At 62.0% G+C, this 18363-nt stretch carries 17 protein-coding genes; 14 read left to right on the top strand and 3 right to left on the bottom strand.

The window, feature by feature from the left end; genetic code table 11:
- Positions 1 to 402 precede the first annotated feature (402 nt).
- The 3 genes from C5F71_RS13930 to C5F71_RS13940 are packed head-to-tail and all read right to left on the bottom strand — an operon-like array spanning position 403 to position 2637.
- Positions 403 to 1572 (bottom strand): CynX/NimT family MFS transporter, encoded by a 1170-nt coding sequence (locus tag C5F71_RS13930; protein ID WP_104911340.1) that lies wholly within the window; start codon positions 1570 to 1572, stop codon positions 403 to 405.
- Complete coding sequence (locus tag C5F71_RS13935; RefSeq protein ID WP_029299512.1) at positions 1559 to 2026, bottom strand: nucleoside deaminase; 468 nt, start codon at positions 2024 to 2026, stop codon at positions 1559 to 1561. Before C5F71_RS13935 ends, C5F71_RS13930 begins: the two co-directional genes overlap by 14 nt.
- Complete coding sequence (locus tag C5F71_RS13940; protein ID WP_029299514.1) at positions 2023 to 2637, bottom strand: ankyrin repeat domain-containing protein; 615 nt, start codon at positions 2635 to 2637, stop codon at positions 2023 to 2025. Before C5F71_RS13940 ends, C5F71_RS13935 begins: the two co-directional genes overlap by 4 nt.
- Positions 2638 to 2791: 154 nt before the next feature.
- Here C5F71_RS13940 and C5F71_RS13945 point away from each other — a divergent pair, with 154 nt between their 5' ends.
- The 14 genes from C5F71_RS13945 to C5F71_RS14020 all read left to right on the top strand — a co-directional run bounded on the left by C5F71_RS13945 (position 2792) and on the right by C5F71_RS14020 (position 18323).
- Positions 2792 to 3643: a LysR family transcriptional regulator gene (locus C5F71_RS13945; protein ID WP_070996557.1), complete on the top strand. Its 852-nt coding sequence runs from the start codon at positions 2792 to 2794 to the stop codon at positions 3641 to 3643.
- A gap of 239 nt (positions 3644 to 3882) precedes the next feature.
- Positions 3883 to 4692, top strand: coding sequence for an energy transducer TonB (locus tag C5F71_RS13950; RefSeq protein ID WP_104911341.1), 810 nt, complete (start codon positions 3883 to 3885; stop codon positions 4690 to 4692).
- A 42-nt stretch (positions 4693 to 4734) separates the two neighbouring features.
- Positions 4735 to 5460: a MotA/TolQ/ExbB proton channel family protein gene (locus C5F71_RS13955; protein WP_029299520.1), complete on the top strand. Its 726-nt coding sequence runs from the start codon at positions 4735 to 4737 to the stop codon at positions 5458 to 5460.
- 1 nt (position 5461) lies between these two features.
- Complete coding sequence (locus C5F71_RS13960) at positions 5462 to 5863, top strand: biopolymer transporter ExbD (RefSeq protein ID WP_029299521.1); 402 nt, start codon at positions 5462 to 5464, stop codon at positions 5861 to 5863.
- A gap of 346 nt (positions 5864 to 6209) precedes the next feature.
- The gene (locus tag C5F71_RS13965) at positions 6210 to 6791 is read left to right on the top strand and encodes an alpha/beta hydrolase (RefSeq protein WP_029299524.1); all 582 of its coding nucleotides are present in this window, start codon (positions 6210 to 6212) and stop codon (positions 6789 to 6791) included.
- A 50-nt stretch (positions 6792 to 6841) separates the two neighbouring features.
- Positions 6842 to 7768 carry a sigma 54-interacting transcriptional regulator gene (locus tag C5F71_RS13970; RefSeq protein WP_029299525.1) on the top strand — a complete coding sequence of 309 codons (927 nt, stop codon included), beginning with the start codon at positions 6842 to 6844 and terminating at the stop codon, positions 7766 to 7768.
- A gap of 149 nt (positions 7769 to 7917) precedes the next feature.
- Positions 7918 to 8700 carry a MetQ/NlpA family ABC transporter substrate-binding protein gene (locus C5F71_RS13975; RefSeq protein ID WP_029299526.1) on the top strand — a complete coding sequence of 261 codons (783 nt, stop codon included), beginning with the start codon at positions 7918 to 7920 and terminating at the stop codon, positions 8698 to 8700.
- Between the two features lie 568 nt (positions 8701 to 9268).
- Entirely contained in the window at positions 9269 to 9934 is a 666-nt protein-coding gene (locus tag C5F71_RS13985) for an amino acid ABC transporter permease (RefSeq protein ID WP_029299527.1), read from the top strand.
- Positions 9915 to 10574, top strand: a complete 660-nt coding sequence (locus C5F71_RS13990; RefSeq protein WP_029299529.1) for an amino acid ABC transporter permease — start codon at positions 9915 to 9917, stop codon at positions 10572 to 10574. Before C5F71_RS13985 ends, C5F71_RS13990 begins: the two co-directional genes overlap by 20 nt.
- Complete coding sequence (locus tag C5F71_RS13995) at positions 10571 to 11347, top strand: amino acid ABC transporter ATP-binding protein (RefSeq protein WP_029299531.1); 777 nt, start codon at positions 10571 to 10573, stop codon at positions 11345 to 11347. The genes C5F71_RS13990 and C5F71_RS13995 overlap by 4 nt, the downstream gene beginning before the upstream one ends.
- Positions 11344 to 12210 (top strand): transporter substrate-binding domain-containing protein, encoded by an 867-nt coding sequence (locus tag C5F71_RS14000; RefSeq protein ID WP_104911343.1) that lies wholly within the window; start codon positions 11344 to 11346, stop codon positions 12208 to 12210. Before C5F71_RS13995 ends, C5F71_RS14000 begins: the two co-directional genes overlap by 4 nt.
- Positions 12211 to 13105: 895 nt before the next feature.
- A complete protein-coding gene (locus tag C5F71_RS14010; protein ID WP_070996399.1) occupies positions 13106 to 14209 on the top strand; it encodes an efflux RND transporter periplasmic adaptor subunit in 1104 nt (367 codons plus the stop codon).
- Positions 14206 to 15276 (top strand): efflux RND transporter periplasmic adaptor subunit, encoded by a 1071-nt coding sequence (locus C5F71_RS14015; protein WP_092232705.1) that lies wholly within the window; start codon positions 14206 to 14208, stop codon positions 15274 to 15276. The genes C5F71_RS14010 and C5F71_RS14015 overlap by 4 nt, the downstream gene beginning before the upstream one ends.
- Positions 15273 to 18323, top strand: coding sequence for an efflux RND transporter permease subunit (locus C5F71_RS14020; RefSeq protein WP_029299540.1), 3051 nt, complete (start codon positions 15273 to 15275; stop codon positions 18321 to 18323). The genes C5F71_RS14015 and C5F71_RS14020 overlap by 4 nt, the downstream gene beginning before the upstream one ends.
- Positions 18324 to 18363 lie beyond the last annotated feature (40 nt).

Raw genomic sequence — 18363 nt, forward strand, 5'->3', positions numbered from 1 at the left:
AAGAACGCCCAGACGACACGGTTAACCTGGTTCTGTGCGTTATCGTTAAAGTTTTTCGCGAGCAAGCTCGCTCCTACAAAAGCAGCGAGCCGCTTTTTGGGTGGTGACGGCCGCTACGACTTCTAGCCACCAATCACCTGTAGGCGCGAGCTTGCTCGCGAAGAACGCCCAGACGACGCGGTTAACCTGGTTTTGCGCGTTATCGTTGACGTTTTTCGCGAGCAAGCTCGCTCCTACAAAAATCAGCGAGCCGCTTTCTGGGTGGTGACGGTCGCTACGACTTCTAGCCACCAATCATCTGTAGGCGCGAGCTTGCTCGCGAAGAACCCCCAGACGACGCGGTCAACCTAGTTCTGCGCGTTATCGTTGACGTTTTTCGCGAGCAAGCTCGCTCCTACACAATCAGCAAGCGGCGGTGCTGCGGTAAGTGGCTGGGCTGAATACCCGGGTGACCACCAGCATCGCGATCACTGTCACGGTCAACACCGCCCAGGCGCTGACAAAACTGCCGGTGAGTTCGCGCAACCAGCCGGTCATCCACGGCGACACGGCATTGATCAAGAAGCCCACGCCCTGCACGAATGCCGCCAGTTGCCCGGCTTCCCGTGGGTCACGGCGGTGGTCCAGGGTCAGCAGCAGGCTCAGGGCAAAGCACGCCCCCAGGCCGAAGCCGATCAGCGCCACCCACAGGTGTGGGTATTGCAGCGGCGCCAACAGCAGGCCGAGATAACCCACGGTCTGGGCCAGCAGGCTTATGGTCAGCAAGGGCCGGCGGTCGATACCGCGTTGCGCCAGCGCCGGCATCAACAGCGCGGCAATCACCTGGAAAATCGTCATGAACGCCAGCAGCGAGCCGCTGGGCAGCACGCCCCAACCCAGTTGCTGGTAGTACGCCGGCAGCCACGCCACCATGCTCATATACCCGCAGTTCACCAGGCCGAAATACAGTGCCAGTAACCAGGCGCGGCGGTTGCGCAGGCCCTGGAGCGGCGGCGTCACCTGCAGGTTTTTCGCCGCGCCCAATGGCAGCCACGCCCACAGCAGCAGCGCGCCAAGCGCCGGCAGCAGCCAGATGCCCAGGCCGGCCTGCCAATTCTGGAAATGGCTGGCCACCAGCGGGCTGAGCAGCGCCGCCAAGCCACCGCCACCCATCAACGAGGCTGAATACACCCCCATCGCCAGGGGCACCCGTTGGTGGAACTGGCGCTTGATCATCGCCGGCACCAGCGCCTGGATCAGTGCCACACCGGCCCCGCCCAGCAACGCCGTGGCCAGGAGTGCCGGTGCTTGGCCCAGTAGCCAGCGCGCCAGGCATGCGAGCAGGATCATCATCAGGCCCAGGGCGATCCCGCGTCGCTCGCCCAACTGTGCCTCGACGCGGATGCCCACCAGCGCCACCAACCCCATGCACACCACCGGCAGGCTGGTGAGCAAGGCACTGCTCTGGAAGCTCAGGCCGGTTGCCAGGCGGATCTCCCCGAGCAACGGGCTGATGGAGCTGAGGATCGGCCGCAGGTTAAGGCCCAGCACCACCAGTAGGCCCCAGCCGGCGAGGGATTTATTCAGGGTCATGCAGGGTCTTCCATTGACGGTAAAGGGCTTGCATGGCCGGCATCGGCAGGTGCTCGACGGGCAGTTGCTGGGCGGTCAGCGGCAGGCTCATCTGCTGGTAAACCGCGGCAGTCGACAGCCCGAACGGCGCGGCCATTTCATTGCTCGCGGCAAACACCACGCGGGCCACGCCACACAAGTACATGGCGCCCAGGCACATTGGGCACGGCTGGCCGCTGGCGTAGATCACACAGCCTTCAAGGCGTGGGCCGAGCTGTTGGCTGGCACGGCGGATGGCGAGCATTTCGGCATGGGCGGTGGGGTCCTGGTCGAGGTGGATCTGGTTGACCGCCTCCACCAGCACAGCACCGTCCTTGACCAGCACGGCGCCAAACGGTCGCCCGCCCCGGGCCACGTTGTCCTGCGCCAGGGCGACGGCACGTTGCAGCCAGGCTTGATCGTGTTGTGGGCTCATTGGGCACCTGCTTCTTGCAGCAGTTTGGCGATGGCCACCTGGCCGCGCTTTTGCGCCTGTTGCAGGGGGCTGATGCCGTCGCGGTCGGGCAGGTTCACATTGGCACCGGCGCCGATCAGCATGGCGACGATTTGCTGATGGGCGAGGCCGCCATCCGAGAGCACGATGGCTTCCATGAGCCCGGTCCAGCCCAGGCGGTTGACGTGGTTGACGTCGACACCAGCATCGATCAGCAGGCGCACCGTTTCCACGTGCCCGCGCTCGCACGCCGGGATCAGGGCGGTGCCGCCGTAGCGATTGGTGCTCTTGAGGTCGGCGCCATGGGCCAGGGTCATGGCCAGGATTTGATTGTGGCCGCTGGCGCCGGCCAGCAGGTAAGGGCTGTCTTGCATCAGGTTCTTGCGGTTCACATCGGCCCCGGCCTCGATCAGCGCGCGGGCGATATCGACGCGATTGGCCTGGGTGGCCAGCAACAGCGGCGTGCTGCCATCGATGGCGCGGGTATCCAGATCGGCACCCTTGGCCAGCAGTTGCTCGACCTGCGCCAATTGCCCGGCACGCACGGCGTCGAGCAAACCTTTATCGGCGGCCATGCTGTTACTTGCCACCATCAACCCCAATGCCAGGACGGCGGTTTTGAAAGGAGTAGGCCATGCCATGGGAACCTCGTTTCAGTGCAATGAACGGGAAGTATGGCCACCGCCTGGGGTATTCTGAAATTAAATATAACCATGCCAACCAGTGGCAAACACGATGGTGGTGTTCATGTTCGATCCCGTGCTGTTGCGCAGTTTTATCGCCGTCGTCGACTGCGCCAATTTCACCCGCGCCGCCGAACGCCTGCACCTCACCCAATCCACCGTCAGCCAGCAATTGCGCCGCCTGGAAGACAGCGTCGGCTGCCGCTTGCTTGACCGCGATCAGCGCCGGGTGGTGGCGACGGTCGAGGGTGAGCGCCTGCTGGCCTATGCGCGGCGCATCCTGGCGCTGAACGAAGAAGCCGCCGATGTGTTGATCAACCAGCAGAGCGATGGCGTGCTACGCCTGGGCGTGCCCGAGGACTTCGCCGCCGAGCGCTTGATGCCATTGCTTTCGGCGTTTGTCGTGGCCTATCCACGGGTACGCCTGGAGGTCACCAGCGGCCTGGGGCCGGCGCTGCTGCGCCAGTATCGCGGCGGCGAATTCGATGTGTTGCTGGTCAAGCAGATGGGCGACAGCGATGACTGCCTGGCCTCCTGGCCGGAGCCGTTGTGCTGGGTCGACAGCCGCCGCATGCCGGCCCTGGGCCGTGACCCATTGCCCCTGGTCGCGTTCCCGGTGGGCGGCCTGTACCGCAATGAAATGCTCCAGCACCTGGAGGTGGGTGGCTGGCGCTGGCGCATTGGCTATTCCAGCGCGAGCCTGGCCAGTGTGTGTTCTGCGGTGGCGGCGGGGTTGGGTATCAGCCTGTTGCCGGAGCGGGTGGTGCAGACCGGGCACGTGGTGCTCGGCGCCGACAGTGGTTTACCTGCGGTGCAGGGCGTGCGACTGGCGCTGTATGGGCGCAGTGGGATGGGGGCGGCGGGCCAGAGCCTGCAGCGTCAATTATGGGATTTATGCGAGGCCAACCCGCGCTGAGCCATGCCTTTGAGGAATATTTTGCATGCCGGCAAAGCATCATGATTTTGCCCCTCGCCGCCAGGCCGCGTGGGGCGTGGCTTTGCTGGGTTGGCTGAGTTTTTATATTCCTGTTCGGTCTATGTATAACTTTAAAGATTACTTTAAGAGATAAGCGTCTGCCCCCGATGATTCAGCTCTCGACGGTCGCCCCCGCAGGCCCGTCGGTTTTTTCGCTGAAGACAGCAGGGAGTGAATCAATGGGCAATGTCCAGACCGCCGCCAGTGCACATGAGGCGCTGTGGCGCCAGGCACCGAGTGGTGAGTTGGTCGACCTTGGCCGGCCGCACCGCGCGCCCTTGGGGCAGTTGCGTTTGCAGAAAACCCCCAAGGGGATCTTGAGCCGCCGTGAAGGCATTTTATTGGGCCTGTTGGCACTGGCGCTGCATGGCGCGGTGATCTATTGGGTCAGCCAGAAACCGGTGCCGGTGCTGCCGATTGTGCCGCCGGAAATTCCACCAATGACCATCGAGTTTTCCCAGCCAGCGCCACCGGTGGTGGAACCGCCGCCGCCTGTACCGCCGCCGCCACCGGTCGTGGAACCACCGCCGCCTGTGGTGGATGAGTTGGCGGCCAAGCCGGCGCCACCCAAGCCGATCCCCAAACCAAAGCCCAAACCGGTGCCCAAGCCCGAACCCAAGCCTGCGCCAAAAGCCGTCGAACAACCGCCCGCGCCACCCCAGCCGGCACCACCGGCGCCCACGCCAGCCCCGCCTGCGCCGGCACCGGTAACACCTGCTTCGGCCAACGCCGCGTACCTGAAGAACCCGGCGCCCGAGTACCCATCACTGGCCCAGCGCCGTGGCTGGGAAGGCACTGTGTTGTTGCGGGTGCATGTATTGGCCAGCGGCAAGCCCGGTGAGATCCAGGTGCAGAAGAGCAGCGGTCGCCAGCAACTCGACGACGCCGCCCTCAGCGCCGTGAAGCGCTGGAGCTTCGTGCCCGCCAAGCAGGGCGACGTGGCACAGGATGGCTGGGTCAGCGTGCCCATCGATTTCAAGATTCATTGAGCCTTTGCTCGACACCCTATCGCTTACACCGAGGTACACATCATGACGTTACTGGCATCTCCACTTGAATCCATCGAAAGCGCGGTGATCTGGCTGCTGGTGGTTTTTTCCGTCGCCACCTGGGGTCTGGCTCTGCTCAAGGGCGTGCAGTTCGCCCGCCTCAAGGCTCAGGATCGCAAGTTCCACAAACAGTTCTGGGCGGCGTCGAGCCTGGATTCGGCCGCCGAGCTGAGCGAAACCCACCCCGGCGCCGCCGCCCGTGTGGCCCAGGCTGGCTACGCCGCGATCCAGGTGGGGGATGCGCCGCACGCCGCTGACCTGAGCCAGGCGATCAACCATCAGGACCGCCTCGAACGTGCCCTGCGCCAGCAGATCGTGCGTGAACGGCGCTCCCTGGAAACCGGCCTGGCTGTGGTCGCGAGTATCGGCAGCACCTCGCCCTTTATCGGCCTGTTCGGCACCGTGTGGGGGATCATGGAAGCATTGAAAGGGATCAGCGCTGCCGGTTCCGCCAGCCTGGAAACCGTGGCCGGCCCGATCGGCGCGGCGCTGGTCGCGACCGGTGTGGGGATCGCCGTCGCCGTGCCCGCGGTGCTGGTCTACAACTACTTCCTGCGTCGCCTGAAGCTCACGGCTGCCGACCTGGACGACTTCGCCCATGACTTCTACAGCCTGGCGCAGAAAAATTCGTTCCGCGTGCTGGTCCACCCGGCGCTGCATAAAAACGCTGCCCAGGGCAGCGCGCAAAAAGTGAAGGAGGCGTCCTGATATGGCCTTCTCTACCCAAGACAGCGACGAGGTACTCAGTGAGATCAACGTCACGCCCCTGGTGGACGTGATGCTGGTACTGCTGGTGGTGTTTATCGTCACCGCCCCGCTGTTGACCAACGCGATTCCGATCAACCTGCCCAAGACCGAGGCCGTGGCCCCGGTGGAGCAGAAAGACCCGCTGGTGGTGAGCATCGACGGTGCCGGCAAGGTGTTTATCAACAAGGATGAAATCCAGCCGGACCTGCTGGAGTTCAACCTGCAGGCCGCCAAGGCGAAGGACCCTGAGGTACGGGTGCAACTGCAGGCTGACGATGGTGTGAATTATGGCGAAGTGGCTCGGGCCATGGCGTCGATTGAGCGAGCGGGGATTACCAAGCTGTCGGTGATTACTGCGCGTTAGTGTCAAAAGCCTCGACAATTTTTTGGCCGTCTCCTTGGCAGGGTGCGGCCTTTTTTTTGCCTGCGGCGTTCCGACAAGCCCGCTCGCCACAGAGCACTAGCTGCTTGGGTTTATCGGTTGGATACACCACAAAATAAATGTGGGAGCTGGCTTGCCTGCGATGACGGTGTGTCAGCTGCCCGTGCATTGCCTGAACCACCGCCATCGCGGGCAAGCCCGCTCCCACATTATTTGATTGATGGGACTGTGTTTTTGGTTATTAACAAATAGCTTCTTATTCCTTAACGAATATATGCCCCGTCCCTATACTGGTCAGCAACGTTAAACGCTGCAGGAGGGCACACCCATGCACAGCGAGTTGATCCGTTACCTGATCGTGCCGGGCTGGCAAGGATCGCCAGAAGATCATTGGCAAACCCATTGGCAGAACAGCCTGCCCAACAGCGCTCGCGTGGAGCAGGCCGACTGGCTGACCCCGCGCCGTGAAGACTGGGTGGCGGCCTTGGCCGAAGCCATTGCGGCCGACAGCACTCCGGTGATCCTTATCGCCCATAGCCTGGGTTGCATCACCGTGGCGCACTGGGCGGCCAGCGCGCCGTTGCAGTTCTTGCGTCAGGTGCGCGGTGCGTTGCTGGTGGCCCCGGCGGATGTCGAGCGCCCGGCGTGTGCGCCTGCCTTGCGCAACTTTGCGCCGATCCCCCGCGACCTGTTGCCGTTCCCCAGCCAGATCGTCAGCTCCGACAACGACAGCGCCGTCAGTGCCCCTCGGGCCCTGGAACTGGCGCGTAACTGGGGGGCTGAAGCCGGGATTCTCGCGGGGGCCGGGCATATCAACGTGAAGTCCGGCCACCAGCGTTGGGAGCAGGGTTTCGCCTATCTCTATCGCCTGCAAAACCGTCTGGAGCATCACTCCCGGCGCCGCGCCTAATACCTTTTCAACGCCCCGTCCCTTAAGTGGAATTGGGGCGGGAGCCTGCCATGAGCCTGCATGAAACCTTTGGCCAGCCACTGCTGACCTTCCCCGACGCCGAAAAAAGCCCCCTGAGCATCCGCGCCAAGGCACTGGTGTTTGTCGACCCCCGCTCAAGACAGCTGCGCGAAGACCTCGAAAGCCTGGCCCCGCGAGCCTTGCCCGTGTTGATTCGCGGCGAAACCGGCAGCGGCAAGGAATTGCTGGCGCGCCATATCCATCGCGGCAGTGACCGCAGCGGCCTGTTTGTGTCGGTCAACTGCGGCGCCATCAGCCCGACCTATGCCGATGCTGAATTGTTCGGCTATGCCGCAGGCAGCCACAGCGGCGCGGCCAGCAGCCGGGCTGGCTGGTTCGGCTCGGCCAACGGCGGCACCTTGTACCTCGATGAGATCGGCGACCTGCCGTTGCCGATCCAGGTCAAGCTGCTCGCCGCCCTGGAAAACCACGAAGTCACCCGTGTCGGCGCCCATCAGCCGAGCCCGGTGGACGTGCGCCTGGTCGCCGCTACCAGCATCGACCTGGCCCAGGCCGTGGCCGTGGGTAAGTTCCATGAGCGCCTGTTCCATTACCTCAGCGAAGGCCAACTGGAACTGCCGGCCCTGCGCGAGCGGGTGGGTGACATCCTGTCGTTGGCCGAGTACTTCCTGGGTATCTACAGCCAGCGCCTGGACCTGCCGGTGCCATTGATCAGCGAGGACGCGCAGCGCGTGCTGGAGCAGCACAGTTGGCCGGGTAATACCCGCGAGCTAGAGAACGTGATCCACTTTGCGCTGCTGGTCAGCAGCGGCGATGAAATCTTGCCGGAGCATTTGAACCTGCCGGTGGTGTCGGTGGCGCAGATTGAGCATCAGGTGCGACAGATCCTGAGCAACGGCAGCGAAATCGAGCGCGCAGCGTTGACGCGTCTGTTTGGGGGGTTGGGCTCTGTATGAGCAAAATGGAATATCAAAGTGAATAAAAGGTATTGTTCGGGAATAAAAAATATCGGTATTGTCCATCCCACGCCGCGATAGCACATCGCTGGCACCCCCATAAGAAGTGGTCGTCACCGACGCCCCGGATTTTCGATTAAGGACACTGCATGAAAAAGGTTCTGTTGTTCACCGCCCTGGCGGCTGCCCTGACTGCCGGTATCGCTCAAGCCAACGAAAAACTGGTGGTCGCGGCCACTCCAGTGCCCCACGCCGAGATCCTTGAGCTGATCAAGCCGACCCTGGCCAAAGAAGGCGTGGACCTGGAAATCAAGGTCTTCACCGACTACGTGCAACCGAACGTGCAAGTGGCCGAGAAGCGCCTGGATGCCAACTACTTCCAGACCCTGCCGTACCTGGAAAACTTCAACAAGGGTAAAGGCACCAACCTGGTCACGGTCGTTGGCGTGCACGTTGAACCGTTTGGCGGCTACTCGAAAAAGATCAAGAAAATCGAAGACCTGAAAGATGGCGCCACTGTTGCCATTCCCAATGAAGGCTCCAACAGCGGCCGCGCGCTGTTGCTGCTGCAGAAGGCCGGTGTGATCACTCTCAAAGACCCGACCAATGCCCTGGCCACGCCAAAAGACATCGCCAGCAACCCGAAGAACCTGAAGTTCAAGGAACTGGAATCGGCCCTGCTGCCCCGCGTCCTCGACCAGGTTGACCTGGACTTGATCAACACCAACTACGCCCTGGAAGCCGGCCTGAACCCGGCCAAGGATGCGCTGATCATTGAATCGTCCGATTCGCCGTACGTGAACTTCCTGGTGGCCCGTCCAGACAACAAGGACAGCGTCGCGATCCAGAAGCTGTCCAAGGCCCTGACCAGCCCGGAAGTCAAAGCCTTCATCGAGAAGAAATACAGCGGCGCGGTGGTCCCAGCGTTCTGATTGCCCAAACCCCCTTCAAGGTTTGAACGCCGACGGCTGATATAGCGTTGGCGTTTTTTATTGGGCAATGATGGCCAAAATTGTGGGAGCTGGGCTTGCCCGCGATGCAGGCACCTCGGTGTGTCAGTGACACAGAGGTGATGCTATCGCGGGCAAGCCCGGCTCCCACACAAGCCCGCTCCCACATTGGGTGTCATGCCTGTTAATCCCGGCTGTTGATCGCCCGGCGCAACGCCACCAACCACTTCACCAAGTCCTGCGGGTCGATCGGTTTGGTTTCGCTCATCTGTCATTCCCTCGCTGATTAAATGGCCCTCAGTCTGGCCACGCGCTGCCCATCCCTGTCGTTCAGCGCTGAAAAAAAGACCCTTCCTACACGCCCAAGAACCATAGCTGTCACCTGCCAACCCGGCGAATTCACCGGTTAGCTTTTTGGGTGATATCAATATGCTATTTCGGTATTTAAATTTTGGTTTTTATACCTTTAAAGTCAGCGCTTCCCGGCGTTACCCACGCTGGACCGGACTGCGTTTACGCCGCATTACCCCTGCGGCGCCCAGGACTTGAAATGACTTTTGACTACGCGTTTATCCTCAGCACCCTGCCGGCGTTTCTCAAGGCCGTTGGGGTGACTCTGCAAGTGGGCTTGATCGCCATCGGCACCTCGCTGCTGGTGGCGCTGATCAACTCAGCCTTGCTGGTGTTCCGTACGCCCTACCTGTCGCGCCTGGTGGCGTTGTATGTGGAGCTGGCGCGTAACACGCCGCTGCTGATCCAGCTGTTCTTCGTGTACTTCGCCTTGCCGGCCCTGGGTTTCAATATCTCCGGGTTCTGGGCGGCGATTATCACCATGACCTTTTTGGGCGGTGCCTACCTCACCGAAGTGCTGCGCGCCGGTGTGGAGGCGGTGCCGCTGGCGCAGATCGAGTCGGGCAAGTCCATCGGCCTGTCCGACTGGCAACTGCTGCGCCATGTGATCCTGCCCCAGGCCGGGATCCTCAGCCTGCCGGCGCTGTTCGCCAATTTCATTTTCCTGCTCAAGGAGACCACTGTGGTCTCGGCGGTGGCGGTGCCGGAGATTCTCTACACCACCAAAAGCTACATCGCCCTCTACTACAAGACTTACGAGATGCTCGCCGTGCTCACGCTGATCTGCGTGTTGTTGTTCTTGCCGCTGTCGCTGCTGCTCAGCCGCCTGGAAAGGAGGCTCCAGCATGGCCAGTTCGGGTCTTGAGTTGTTGTGGGTGTCGTTGCCGCAACTGGGCAAGGGCGCTGCGCAAACCCTGTCGATTTCATTTTTGAGCATCGCCTTCAGCACCCTTGGCGGGGTGGCGTATGGGGTGCTGCGCACGTTGAATGTGCGTGCGATCAACCTGCTGCTGCGCATTTACCTGGAGTTGTTCCGCGCGATCCCGGTGCTGGTGTGGCTGTATCTGCTGTTCTTTGGCCTGCCGATTTTTACCGGCCTGAGCATCCCCAGTTTCTGGTGTGCAGTGCTGGTGCTGTCGCTGTGGGGCGCCAGTGAAGTGGGCGAAGTGGTGCGCGGCGCGTTGCATTCGCTGCCACGTGGGCAGCGGGAGGCGGGGCTGTCGATTGGTTTGTCGGCGCCGCAACTCTACGGCTATGTGCTGTTGCCCCAGGCGCTCAAACGCATGACGCCGCCGACCATCAACGTCTACACGCGGATCATCAAGACCAGCTCCCTGGCGGTGCTGATCGGCGTGGTGGATGTGATCAAGGTCGGCCAGCAAATCATCGAGCGCACTTATGAGTCGGTATTGATCTACGGCGCGCTGTTCCTGTTTTTCTTCTTTATCTGCTACCCGTTGTCGGCCGCCTCCAAGGTGCTGGAACGGCGCTGGGCCCAAGCATGAGCGCATTGATCGAGTTCCAGGGTTTCAATAAATTCTTCGGCGAACAGCAGGTGCTCAACGGCATCGACCTGAGTGTGCAAAGCGGCGAAGTGGTGGTAATCCTCGGCCCCAGCGGCTGCGGCAAAAGCACTTTGCTGCGGTGCCTGAACGGCCTGGAAGTGGCCCACAGCGGCAGCCTGCGGCTGGCCGGCAAAGAGCTGCTGGATAAGCACACCGACTGGCGCCAGGTGCGCCAGGACGTGGGCATGGTGTTCCAGAGTTATCACCTGTTCCCCCATATGAGCGTGCTCGACAACATCCTGCTGGGCCCGCTGAAAGTGCAAAAACGCGAACCCCGCGAGGCCCGTCATCAGGCCGAAAAACTGCTGGAGCGGGTAGGGCTCGCCGACAAGCGCGATGCGTTCCCGCGCCAGTTGTCCGGTGGTCAGCAGCAACGCATCGCCATCGTCCGCTCGTTGTGCATGAACCCCCAGGTCATGCTGTTTGATGAGGTCACCGCCGCCCTTGACCCGGAAATGGTCAAGGAAGTGCTGGAGGTGATCCAGGACCTGGCGCGCGATGGCATGACCCTGCTGATCGTCACCCATGAAATGGCCTTCGCCCGCGCCGTCGCCGACCGCGTGGTGTTTATGGAGGCTGGCCGCATCCTCGAACACAACACCCCCGAGGCCTTCTTTACGAACCCGCAGACCGCACGCGCGCAGCAGTTCCTCGAGAAATTCTCGTTTGTTTCAACACTGCCCAAGAAAATCAAGGAACTGGAGCTGTCATGAAAACTGCCAAGTTGTTACTGCCGCTGCTCGGCCTCGCCTTACTGGCCGGCTGCAACAAAACCGAAGAACCGGCCAAACCCGCCGCTGCCGTGCCGGCGGCGGTGAGCTATATCGACAAGATCAAGGCTCGCGACAAGCTGATCGTCGGCGTATTTACCGATAAGCCGCCGTTTGGCTTTGTCGATGAAGCCGGGCGCTACGTGGGTTTTGATACCGACATCGGCCGCCAGTTTGCCAAGGACCTGCTGGGCGACGAGAACAAAGTCGAGTTCGTGGCCGTGGAGCCGGCCAGCCGCATCCCGTTCCTGCAGAGCGACAAGGTCGACCTGATCCTGGCCAACATGACCGTGACCCCCGAGCGCAAGGAAGCGGTGGAATTCACCAACCCCAACCTGAAAGTCGCGGTCCAGGCCCTGGTGCCTAACGACAGCGTGGTCAAAAGCCTCGACGACCTGGCGACCCGCACCACCATCGTCACCACTGGCACCACGGCTGATATCTGGCTGACCAAGAACCACCCGGATTGGAAACTGCTCAAGTTCGAAAAAAACTCCGAGTCGCTGCAAGCCCTGTCGGCTGGGCGTGGCGATGCCTATGCGCAAGACAACCTGGTGCTGTTCAGCTGGGCCAAGCAGAACCCGGGCTACCGCGTGCTCGAAGAGAAGCTGGGTGATGAAGCGCCGATTGCGCCGGCGGTGAAGAAGGGCAATATCGAACTGCGCGACTGGGTGAATGCCGAGTTGGCGAAGTTGGGTGAAGAGAAGTTCTTGCTCAAGCTGTATGACCAGTACGTGCGTAAAGAACTGAGCGATGACACCAAGCCTGAGAGTGTGATTGTTGAGGGGGGTAAGTGGCAGGGTTGATCTTGTATTGAATATCTACACATTTTAAAACCAGGCAGATAGGGCTGTTGTGGCGAGCGGGCTCGCCCCGCGCTGGGCTGCGAAGCGGCCCCAGTGAGCCGAATGCGGTGTATCAGATACACCGCAGCGGCTGGTTTTTGGGCTGCTTCGCAGCCCAGCGCGGGGCGAGCCCGCTCGCCACAGGGGATTTCGTCAATGTCTGAAAGCCTGTGCTGCCTGCGTAGGCACCGCCTGACTCGGCCAGTGCCAGGCCGGCTCATCCAGCACAATCGAACCTCCCCAGCACTTTGGCGCAATGCCATGATCAATGGGTAATCAGGTACGTTTGTGATTCACCCATCTCGCCATTTCCCTGGCCGATTCGGATCATATAGTGGATTGCCGATGTACCCAGGTGCTCTTAAGCAGTTCAGACCTGGGAATGCGCGCATGAATGGTCTGTGGCGGTTTGTTGTTGAATTCCTCATCCACTACTACCTTGCCATTGATGTAGATCTGAAGGCGGTCTTTGCTTGTCCCTATATCGGTAGGCTCAATGCTGGCGTTTGCCCCGTCGCTGGGGACGTCTTTTAACGATCATTCATATTGATGGGACGGTGCCGACACGGGCTTGGCTTCGGCAATTACTAGCGGTGGGAGCTTTGTTGGCCTTGGGTTGCTCATAGCGTCTACCTCGACGTTGGTCATTGTGTGCTTGCACAGCAGCGCGTGCGCATGCCCGCGCAGCAAGACCGAACTCAATGACTACAAGGGGGCAAAGGGCTGTCTACTGTCAGAACTAACAGGGTAGGTCGGCGCGCAAACTATCAGGCGTCTGCGTGCAGGTAAGGAACCCTGAACTAAGCTCACAGTCGCATACACACTGGCACGTCGGTATCACGCGAAAGGAGTCTGCATGGGCGGTCCCACCTCAACAGTTATTTGTAGCGTTGCCCTGCTGGTGCTGCTGAGCGGCTGCGGCCAGGAAAAACCTGAGCCCAAGGCCCATTCCAGGGTGTTTGTGCAAACGGTGCAGCCGACCGACTTTGCAGCGGCGGTGACCCTCACCGGGGATATCCAGGCGCGGGTGCAGACCGATTTGTCATTTCGCGTGGGCGGCAAGATTATCCAGCGCATGGTCGATGTCGGCGACCGCGTGACGGCCCGGCAAGTGCTGGCCAAGCTCGATCCCAAGGATTTGCAGACCAATGTCGATTCCGCCCAGGCCCAGGTGGTGGCGGAACAGGCGCGGGTCAAACAGACGGCGGCGGCTTTTGTGCGCCAGGAAAAACTCCTGCCCAAGGGCTACACCAGTCGCAGTGAATACGATGCCGCCCAGGCCGCATTGCGCAGCAGTCAAAGCGCCCTGGCTGCCGCGCAGGCGCAGTTGGCCAATGCCCGCGAGCAGTTGGGCTATACGGCGTTGATCGCCGAAGCGCCGGGGGTGATTACCGCGCGCCAGGCCGAAGTGGGCCAGGTGGTGCAGGCCACCGTACCGATCTTCAGCCTGGCCCGCGATGGCGAGCGCGACGCGGTGTTCAACGTCTACGAGTCGCTGCTGGCCGAACCTGCGCCGGATGTACCGATCACCGTCAGCTTGTTGGATAACCCGAGCATCAAGGCCGTGGGCCGGGTGCGTGAAGTGACCCCGGCCGTTGCGGCCAACAGCGGCACCGTGCAGGTGAAGATCGCCCTGGATGCCTTGCCCACGGGCATGCAACTGGGCTCGGTGGTCAGTGCCACCGCCAACGGGCAAGCCAAGGCCAGCATCGAGCTGCCTTGGGCCGCGTTGACCAAGGATCTAAGCGAGCCCGCTGTGTGGCTGGTGGATGGCGACGGCAAGGCGCAACTGCACAAGGTCACCGTCGCCCGCTACCTGACCGGTAAGGTGATCATCGGCGATGGCCTCAAGGGCGGCGAAAACGTCGTGGTGGCCGGTGGGCAATTGCTGCATCCGGGCATGCTCGTGGAGATCGCCCAGGCGCCGGACCAGGCCCAGGCCCAGGGAGTGCAGCCATGAAACGCCAGACGCTGATCCTCGCCAGCAGCCTGTTGCTGATCGCCTGTTCCAAGGAAGAACCGGCGCCGGAACCGGTGCGCCCGGTGCTTTGGGTCGAGGTAAAAGCCGAAGACCAGGAGCACCTTGGGCGCTTCGCCGGCAGTATCCAGGCGCGCTATGAAAGCAACCTGGGCTTCCGGGTGCCGGGGCGCATTGCGCGGCGTGCGGTAGATGTGGGCGCCGAAGTCGACAAGGGCGCCCTGCTGGCGGTGCTCGACCCCACTGACCAGCAGAACCAGCTGCGCGCCGCCCAGGGCGACCTGGCGCGGATCCAGGCGCAATTTATCAATGCCCAGGCCAATGCCCGTCGCCAGCAGGAATTGTTCAACCGTGGTGTTGGCGCCCAGGCACAACTGGACGTTGCCCAGACCGACCTGAAAACCACCCAGGCCTCACTCGACCAGGCCAAGGCGGCGGTGGACCAGGCCAGGGATCAGCTCAACTACGCCGAGTTGCGCACCGACCATGGCGGCATCGTCACCGCTTGGAATGCCGAGGCCGGCCAAGTAGTGAGTGCCGGTCAGCAAGTGGTGACGCTGGCCCGCCCGGATATCAAGGAAGCGGTGATCGACCTGCCCGCCGGCCTCGCCGAGCGCCTGCCGAGCGATGTGGTGTTTCTGGTGGCCAGCCAGTTGGACCCCGGCATCAACACCACCGCCACCGTGCGCGAGATCGAGCCCCAGGCGCAGAGTGCAACCCGCACCCGGCGCGCACGCCTGACCCTGGCCCAGACGCCGCCGGCGTTCCGCCTGGGCACGGCGATCAGCGTGACCTTGAGCTCGGCCATCGCCCCGCGTATCGAGTTGCCCGCCAGCGCGGTGCAGGATGTCGAAGGCAAGGCCCGTATCTGGGTCATCGATACGCAGCAGCAGAGCGTGCAGCCCCGTGATGTAACCCTGGTCAGCCGCGATGCCAGCCGTGTCGTGCTTAACGGCGGGGTGCAGCCTGGGGAGCGTGTGGTCAGCGCCGGCGTCAACAGCCTCAAACCCGGACAAAAAGTCAAAACCGACGAGGACAGCCCGCGATGAAAGGGAGCTTCAACTTATCCGACTGGGCACTCAAGCATCAGTCCTTCGTCTGGTACCTGATGTTCGTCGCGCTGCTGATGGGCGTGTTTTCCTACATGAACCTGGGGCGCGAGGAAGATCCGTCCTTCACCATCAAGACCATGGTGATCCAGACCCGCTGGCCGGGCGCGACCCAGGAAGAAACCCTCAAGCAGGTCACCGACCGCATCGAGAAAAAGCTCGAAGAACTGGACTCGCTGGACTATGTGAAAAGCTACACCCGGCCTGGTGAATCCACGGTTTTCGTGTTCCTCAAGGACACCACCAGCGCCAAGGCGATCCCCGAGATCTGGTACCAGGTGCGCAAGAAAATCGACGACATCCGCGGCACCTTCCCCCAGGGCTTGCAGGGGCCTTCGTTCAACGACGAGTTTGGTGACGTGTTTGGCTCGGTGTATGCCTTTACCGCCGACGGCATGTCGATGCGCCAGTTGCGCGATTACGTCGAGCAGGTGCGCGCCGAGATCCGGGCTGTGCCGGGGTTGGGCAAGGTCGAGATGATCGGCCAGCAGGACGAAGTGATTTACCTGAATTTTTCCACGCGCAAACTGGCCGCCCTGGGGATTGACCAGCGCCAGGTGGTGCAGAGCCTGCAATCGCAGAACGCGGTGACCCCGGCCGGGGTGATCGAGGCCGGGCCGGAGCGGATTTCGGTGCGTACCTCGGGGCAATTCGCCTCGGAAAAGGATCTGGCCGACGTCAATCTGCGGCTCAATGATCGTTTCTATCGGTTGGCGGATATCGCTGATATCAGCCGTGGCTATGTGGATCCGGCGCGGCCGATGTTTCGTTTCAACGGTCAGCAAGCCATCGGCCTGGCCATCGCCATGCAGAAGGGCGGCAACATCCAGGAATTTGGCAAGGCGCTGCACCAGCGCATGGACGAGCTGACGGCCGACCTGCCGGTGGGCATTGGCGTGCACAAGGTGTCGGACCAGGCAGAGGTGGTGGAGGAAGCGGTCGGCGGCTTCACCAGTGCGCTGTTCGAAGCGGTGATCATCGTGCTGGTGGTGAGCTTTATCAGCCTCGGCCTGCGTGCCGGGTTGGTGGTGGCATGCTCGATCCCGCTGGTGCTGGCGCTGGTGTTTGTGTTTATGGAGTACAGCGGCATCACCATGCAGCGGGTGTCGCTGGGCGCGTTGATCATCGCCCTTGGTTTGCTGGTGGACGACGCGATGATCACCGTGGAAATGATGATCACCCGCCTGGAAAAAGGCGAGACCCTGGAGCAGGCTGCGACCTACGCCTACACCTCCACCGCGTTCCCAATGCTCACCGGCACCCTGGTGACCGTGGCCGGGTTTGTGCCCATTGGCCTCAACGCCAGCTCGGCCGGCGAATACACCTTCACCCTGTTTGCGGTGATTGCGGTGGCGATGCTGGTGTCGTGGGTAGTGGCCGTGTTGTTTGCGCCGGTGATTGGCGTGCATATCCTCAGCAGCAAGGTCAAACCGCACAATGAAGAGCCGGGGCGCATTGGCCGGGCATTCAATGGCGGCATGTTGTGGGCCATGCGCAATCGCTGGTGGGCGATCGGCCTCACGGTGCTGCTGTTCGTGGCGTCGGTGTTTTCCATGCAGTTTGTGCAGAACCAGTTTTTCCCGTCGTCCGATCGCCCGGAAATCCTCGTCGACCTCAACCTGCCGCAAAATGCCTCGATCAATGAAACCCGCAAGGCGGTGGACCGGCTTGAAGCGATCATCAAGGACGACCCGGACATCGCACGCTGGAGCACCTACATCGGCCAGGGTGCGATCCGTTTCTACCTGCCCCTGGACCAGCAACTGGAGAACCCGTACTACGCGCAGTTGGTGATCGTCAGCAAAGGCCTGGAAGAGCGCGGCGCGTTGATCGAGCGCCTGCAAAAACGTTTGCGCGATGACTTCGTGGGTGTCGGCAGTTTTGTCCAACCCCTGGAAATGGGCCCGCCGGTCGGGCGCCCGATCCAGTACCGGGTATCGGGCAAGGACATCGACCAGGTGCGCAAACACGCCATCGAACTGGCGACACTGCTGGATAAAAACAGCCACCTGGGCGAGATCATCTACGACTGGAACGAGCCGGGCAAAGTGCTGCGGGTCGATATCGCCCAGGACAAGGCGCGCCAGCTCGGGCTGTCGTCCGAAGATGTGGCGCAGTTGATGAACAGCGTGGTCAGCGGCTCGGCCGTGACCCAGGTGCACGACGATATCTACTTGATCAACGTGGTCGGCCGCGCCGAAGACGCCGAACGCGGTACCCCGGAAACCTTGCAGAACCTGCAGATTGTCACGCCGAGCGGTACCTCGATCCCGCTGTTGGCCTTTGCCACCGTGCGCTACGAGTTGGAGCAGCCGCTGGTGTGGCGGCGCGATCGCAAGCCAACCATCACCATCAAGGCCGCCGTGCGCGACGAGATGCAGCCGACCGACCTGGTCAAGCAGCTCAAGCCTGAAATCGACAAGTTCAGCGCCGCGTTGCCGGTGGGCTACAAGGTCGCAACCGGCGGTACCGTGGAAGAAAGCGGCAAGGCCCAGGGCCCGATCGCCAGCGTGGTGCCGTTGATGCTGTTCTTGATGGCGACCTTCCTGATGATCCAGTTGCACAGCGTGCAGAAGATGTTCCTGGTGGCCAGTGTGGCCCCGCTGGGCTTGATCGGCGTGGTGCTGGCGCTGATTCCCACCGGCACGCCCATGGGCTTTGTGGCGATCCTGGGGATCCTGGCGCTGATCGGCATCATCATCCGCAACTCGGTGATCCTGGTGACCCAGATCGACGCCTATGAGCGTGATGGCTACACGCCGTGGGACGCGGTGGTGCAAGCCACCGAACACCGGCGTCGGCCGATCCTGCTGACGGCAGCCGCGGCCAGCCTGGGCATGATCCCCATCGCGCGGGAGGTGTTCTGGGGGCCGATGGCTTACGCGATGATCGGCGGCATTATCATCGCGACCTTGCTGACGTTGCTGTTTTTACCGGCGCTGTATGTGGCCTGGTACAAAATCCGCGAGCCCAAGACCGCGCCGTAACGCAAACTGTGGTGAGGGGACAAGCCCCCTTGCCACAGGG

Source organism: Pseudomonas sp. LG1D9, assembly GCF_002949995.1.
GTDB classification, from domain to species: domain Bacteria; phylum Pseudomonadota; class Gammaproteobacteria; order Pseudomonadales; family Pseudomonadaceae; genus Aquipseudomonas; species Aquipseudomonas proteolytica.

What these genes read in the sequence shown, in the direction of transcription:
- C5F71_RS13930 (WP_104911340.1), bottom strand. Translation starts at nt 1,572, where the DNA reads ATGACCCTGAATAAATCCCTCGCCGGCTGGGGCCTACTGGTGGTGCTG.
- C5F71_RS13935 (WP_029299512.1), bottom strand. Translation starts at nt 2,026, where the DNA reads ATGAGCCCACAACACGATCAAGCCTGGCTGCAACGTGCCGTCGCCCTG.
- C5F71_RS13940 (WP_029299514.1), bottom strand. Translation starts at nt 2,637, where the DNA reads ATGGTGGCAAGTAACAGCATGGCCGCCGATAAAGGTTTGCTCGACGCC.
- C5F71_RS13945 (WP_070996557.1), top strand. Translation starts at nt 2,792, where the DNA reads ATGTTCGATCCCGTGCTGTTGCGCAGTTTTATCGCCGTCGTCGACTGC.
- C5F71_RS13950 (WP_104911341.1), top strand. Translation starts at nt 3,883, where the DNA reads ATGGGCAATGTCCAGACCGCCGCCAGTGCACATGAGGCGCTGTGGCGC.
- C5F71_RS13955 (WP_029299520.1), top strand. Translation starts at nt 4,735, where the DNA reads ATGACGTTACTGGCATCTCCACTTGAATCCATCGAAAGCGCGGTGATC.
- C5F71_RS13960 (WP_029299521.1), top strand. Translation starts at nt 5,462, where the DNA reads ATGGCCTTCTCTACCCAAGACAGCGACGAGGTACTCAGTGAGATCAAC.
- C5F71_RS13965 (WP_029299524.1), top strand. Translation starts at nt 6,210, where the DNA reads ATGCACAGCGAGTTGATCCGTTACCTGATCGTGCCGGGCTGGCAAGGA.
- C5F71_RS13970 (WP_029299525.1), top strand. Translation starts at nt 6,842, where the DNA reads ATGAGCCTGCATGAAACCTTTGGCCAGCCACTGCTGACCTTCCCCGAC.
- C5F71_RS13975 (WP_029299526.1), top strand. Translation starts at nt 7,918, where the DNA reads ATGAAAAAGGTTCTGTTGTTCACCGCCCTGGCGGCTGCCCTGACTGCC.
- C5F71_RS13985 (WP_029299527.1), top strand. Translation starts at nt 9,269, where the DNA reads ATGACTTTTGACTACGCGTTTATCCTCAGCACCCTGCCGGCGTTTCTC.
- C5F71_RS13990 (WP_029299529.1), top strand. Translation starts at nt 9,915, where the DNA reads ATGGCCAGTTCGGGTCTTGAGTTGTTGTGGGTGTCGTTGCCGCAACTG.
- C5F71_RS13995 (WP_029299531.1), top strand. Translation starts at nt 10,571, where the DNA reads ATGAGCGCATTGATCGAGTTCCAGGGTTTCAATAAATTCTTCGGCGAA.
- C5F71_RS14000 (WP_104911343.1), top strand. Translation starts at nt 11,344, where the DNA reads ATGAAAACTGCCAAGTTGTTACTGCCGCTGCTCGGCCTCGCCTTACTG.
- C5F71_RS14010 (WP_070996399.1), top strand. Translation starts at nt 13,106, where the DNA reads ATGGGCGGTCCCACCTCAACAGTTATTTGTAGCGTTGCCCTGCTGGTG.
- C5F71_RS14015 (WP_092232705.1), top strand. Translation starts at nt 14,206, where the DNA reads ATGAAACGCCAGACGCTGATCCTCGCCAGCAGCCTGTTGCTGATCGCC.
- C5F71_RS14020 (WP_029299540.1), top strand. Translation starts at nt 15,273, where the DNA reads ATGAAAGGGAGCTTCAACTTATCCGACTGGGCACTCAAGCATCAGTCC.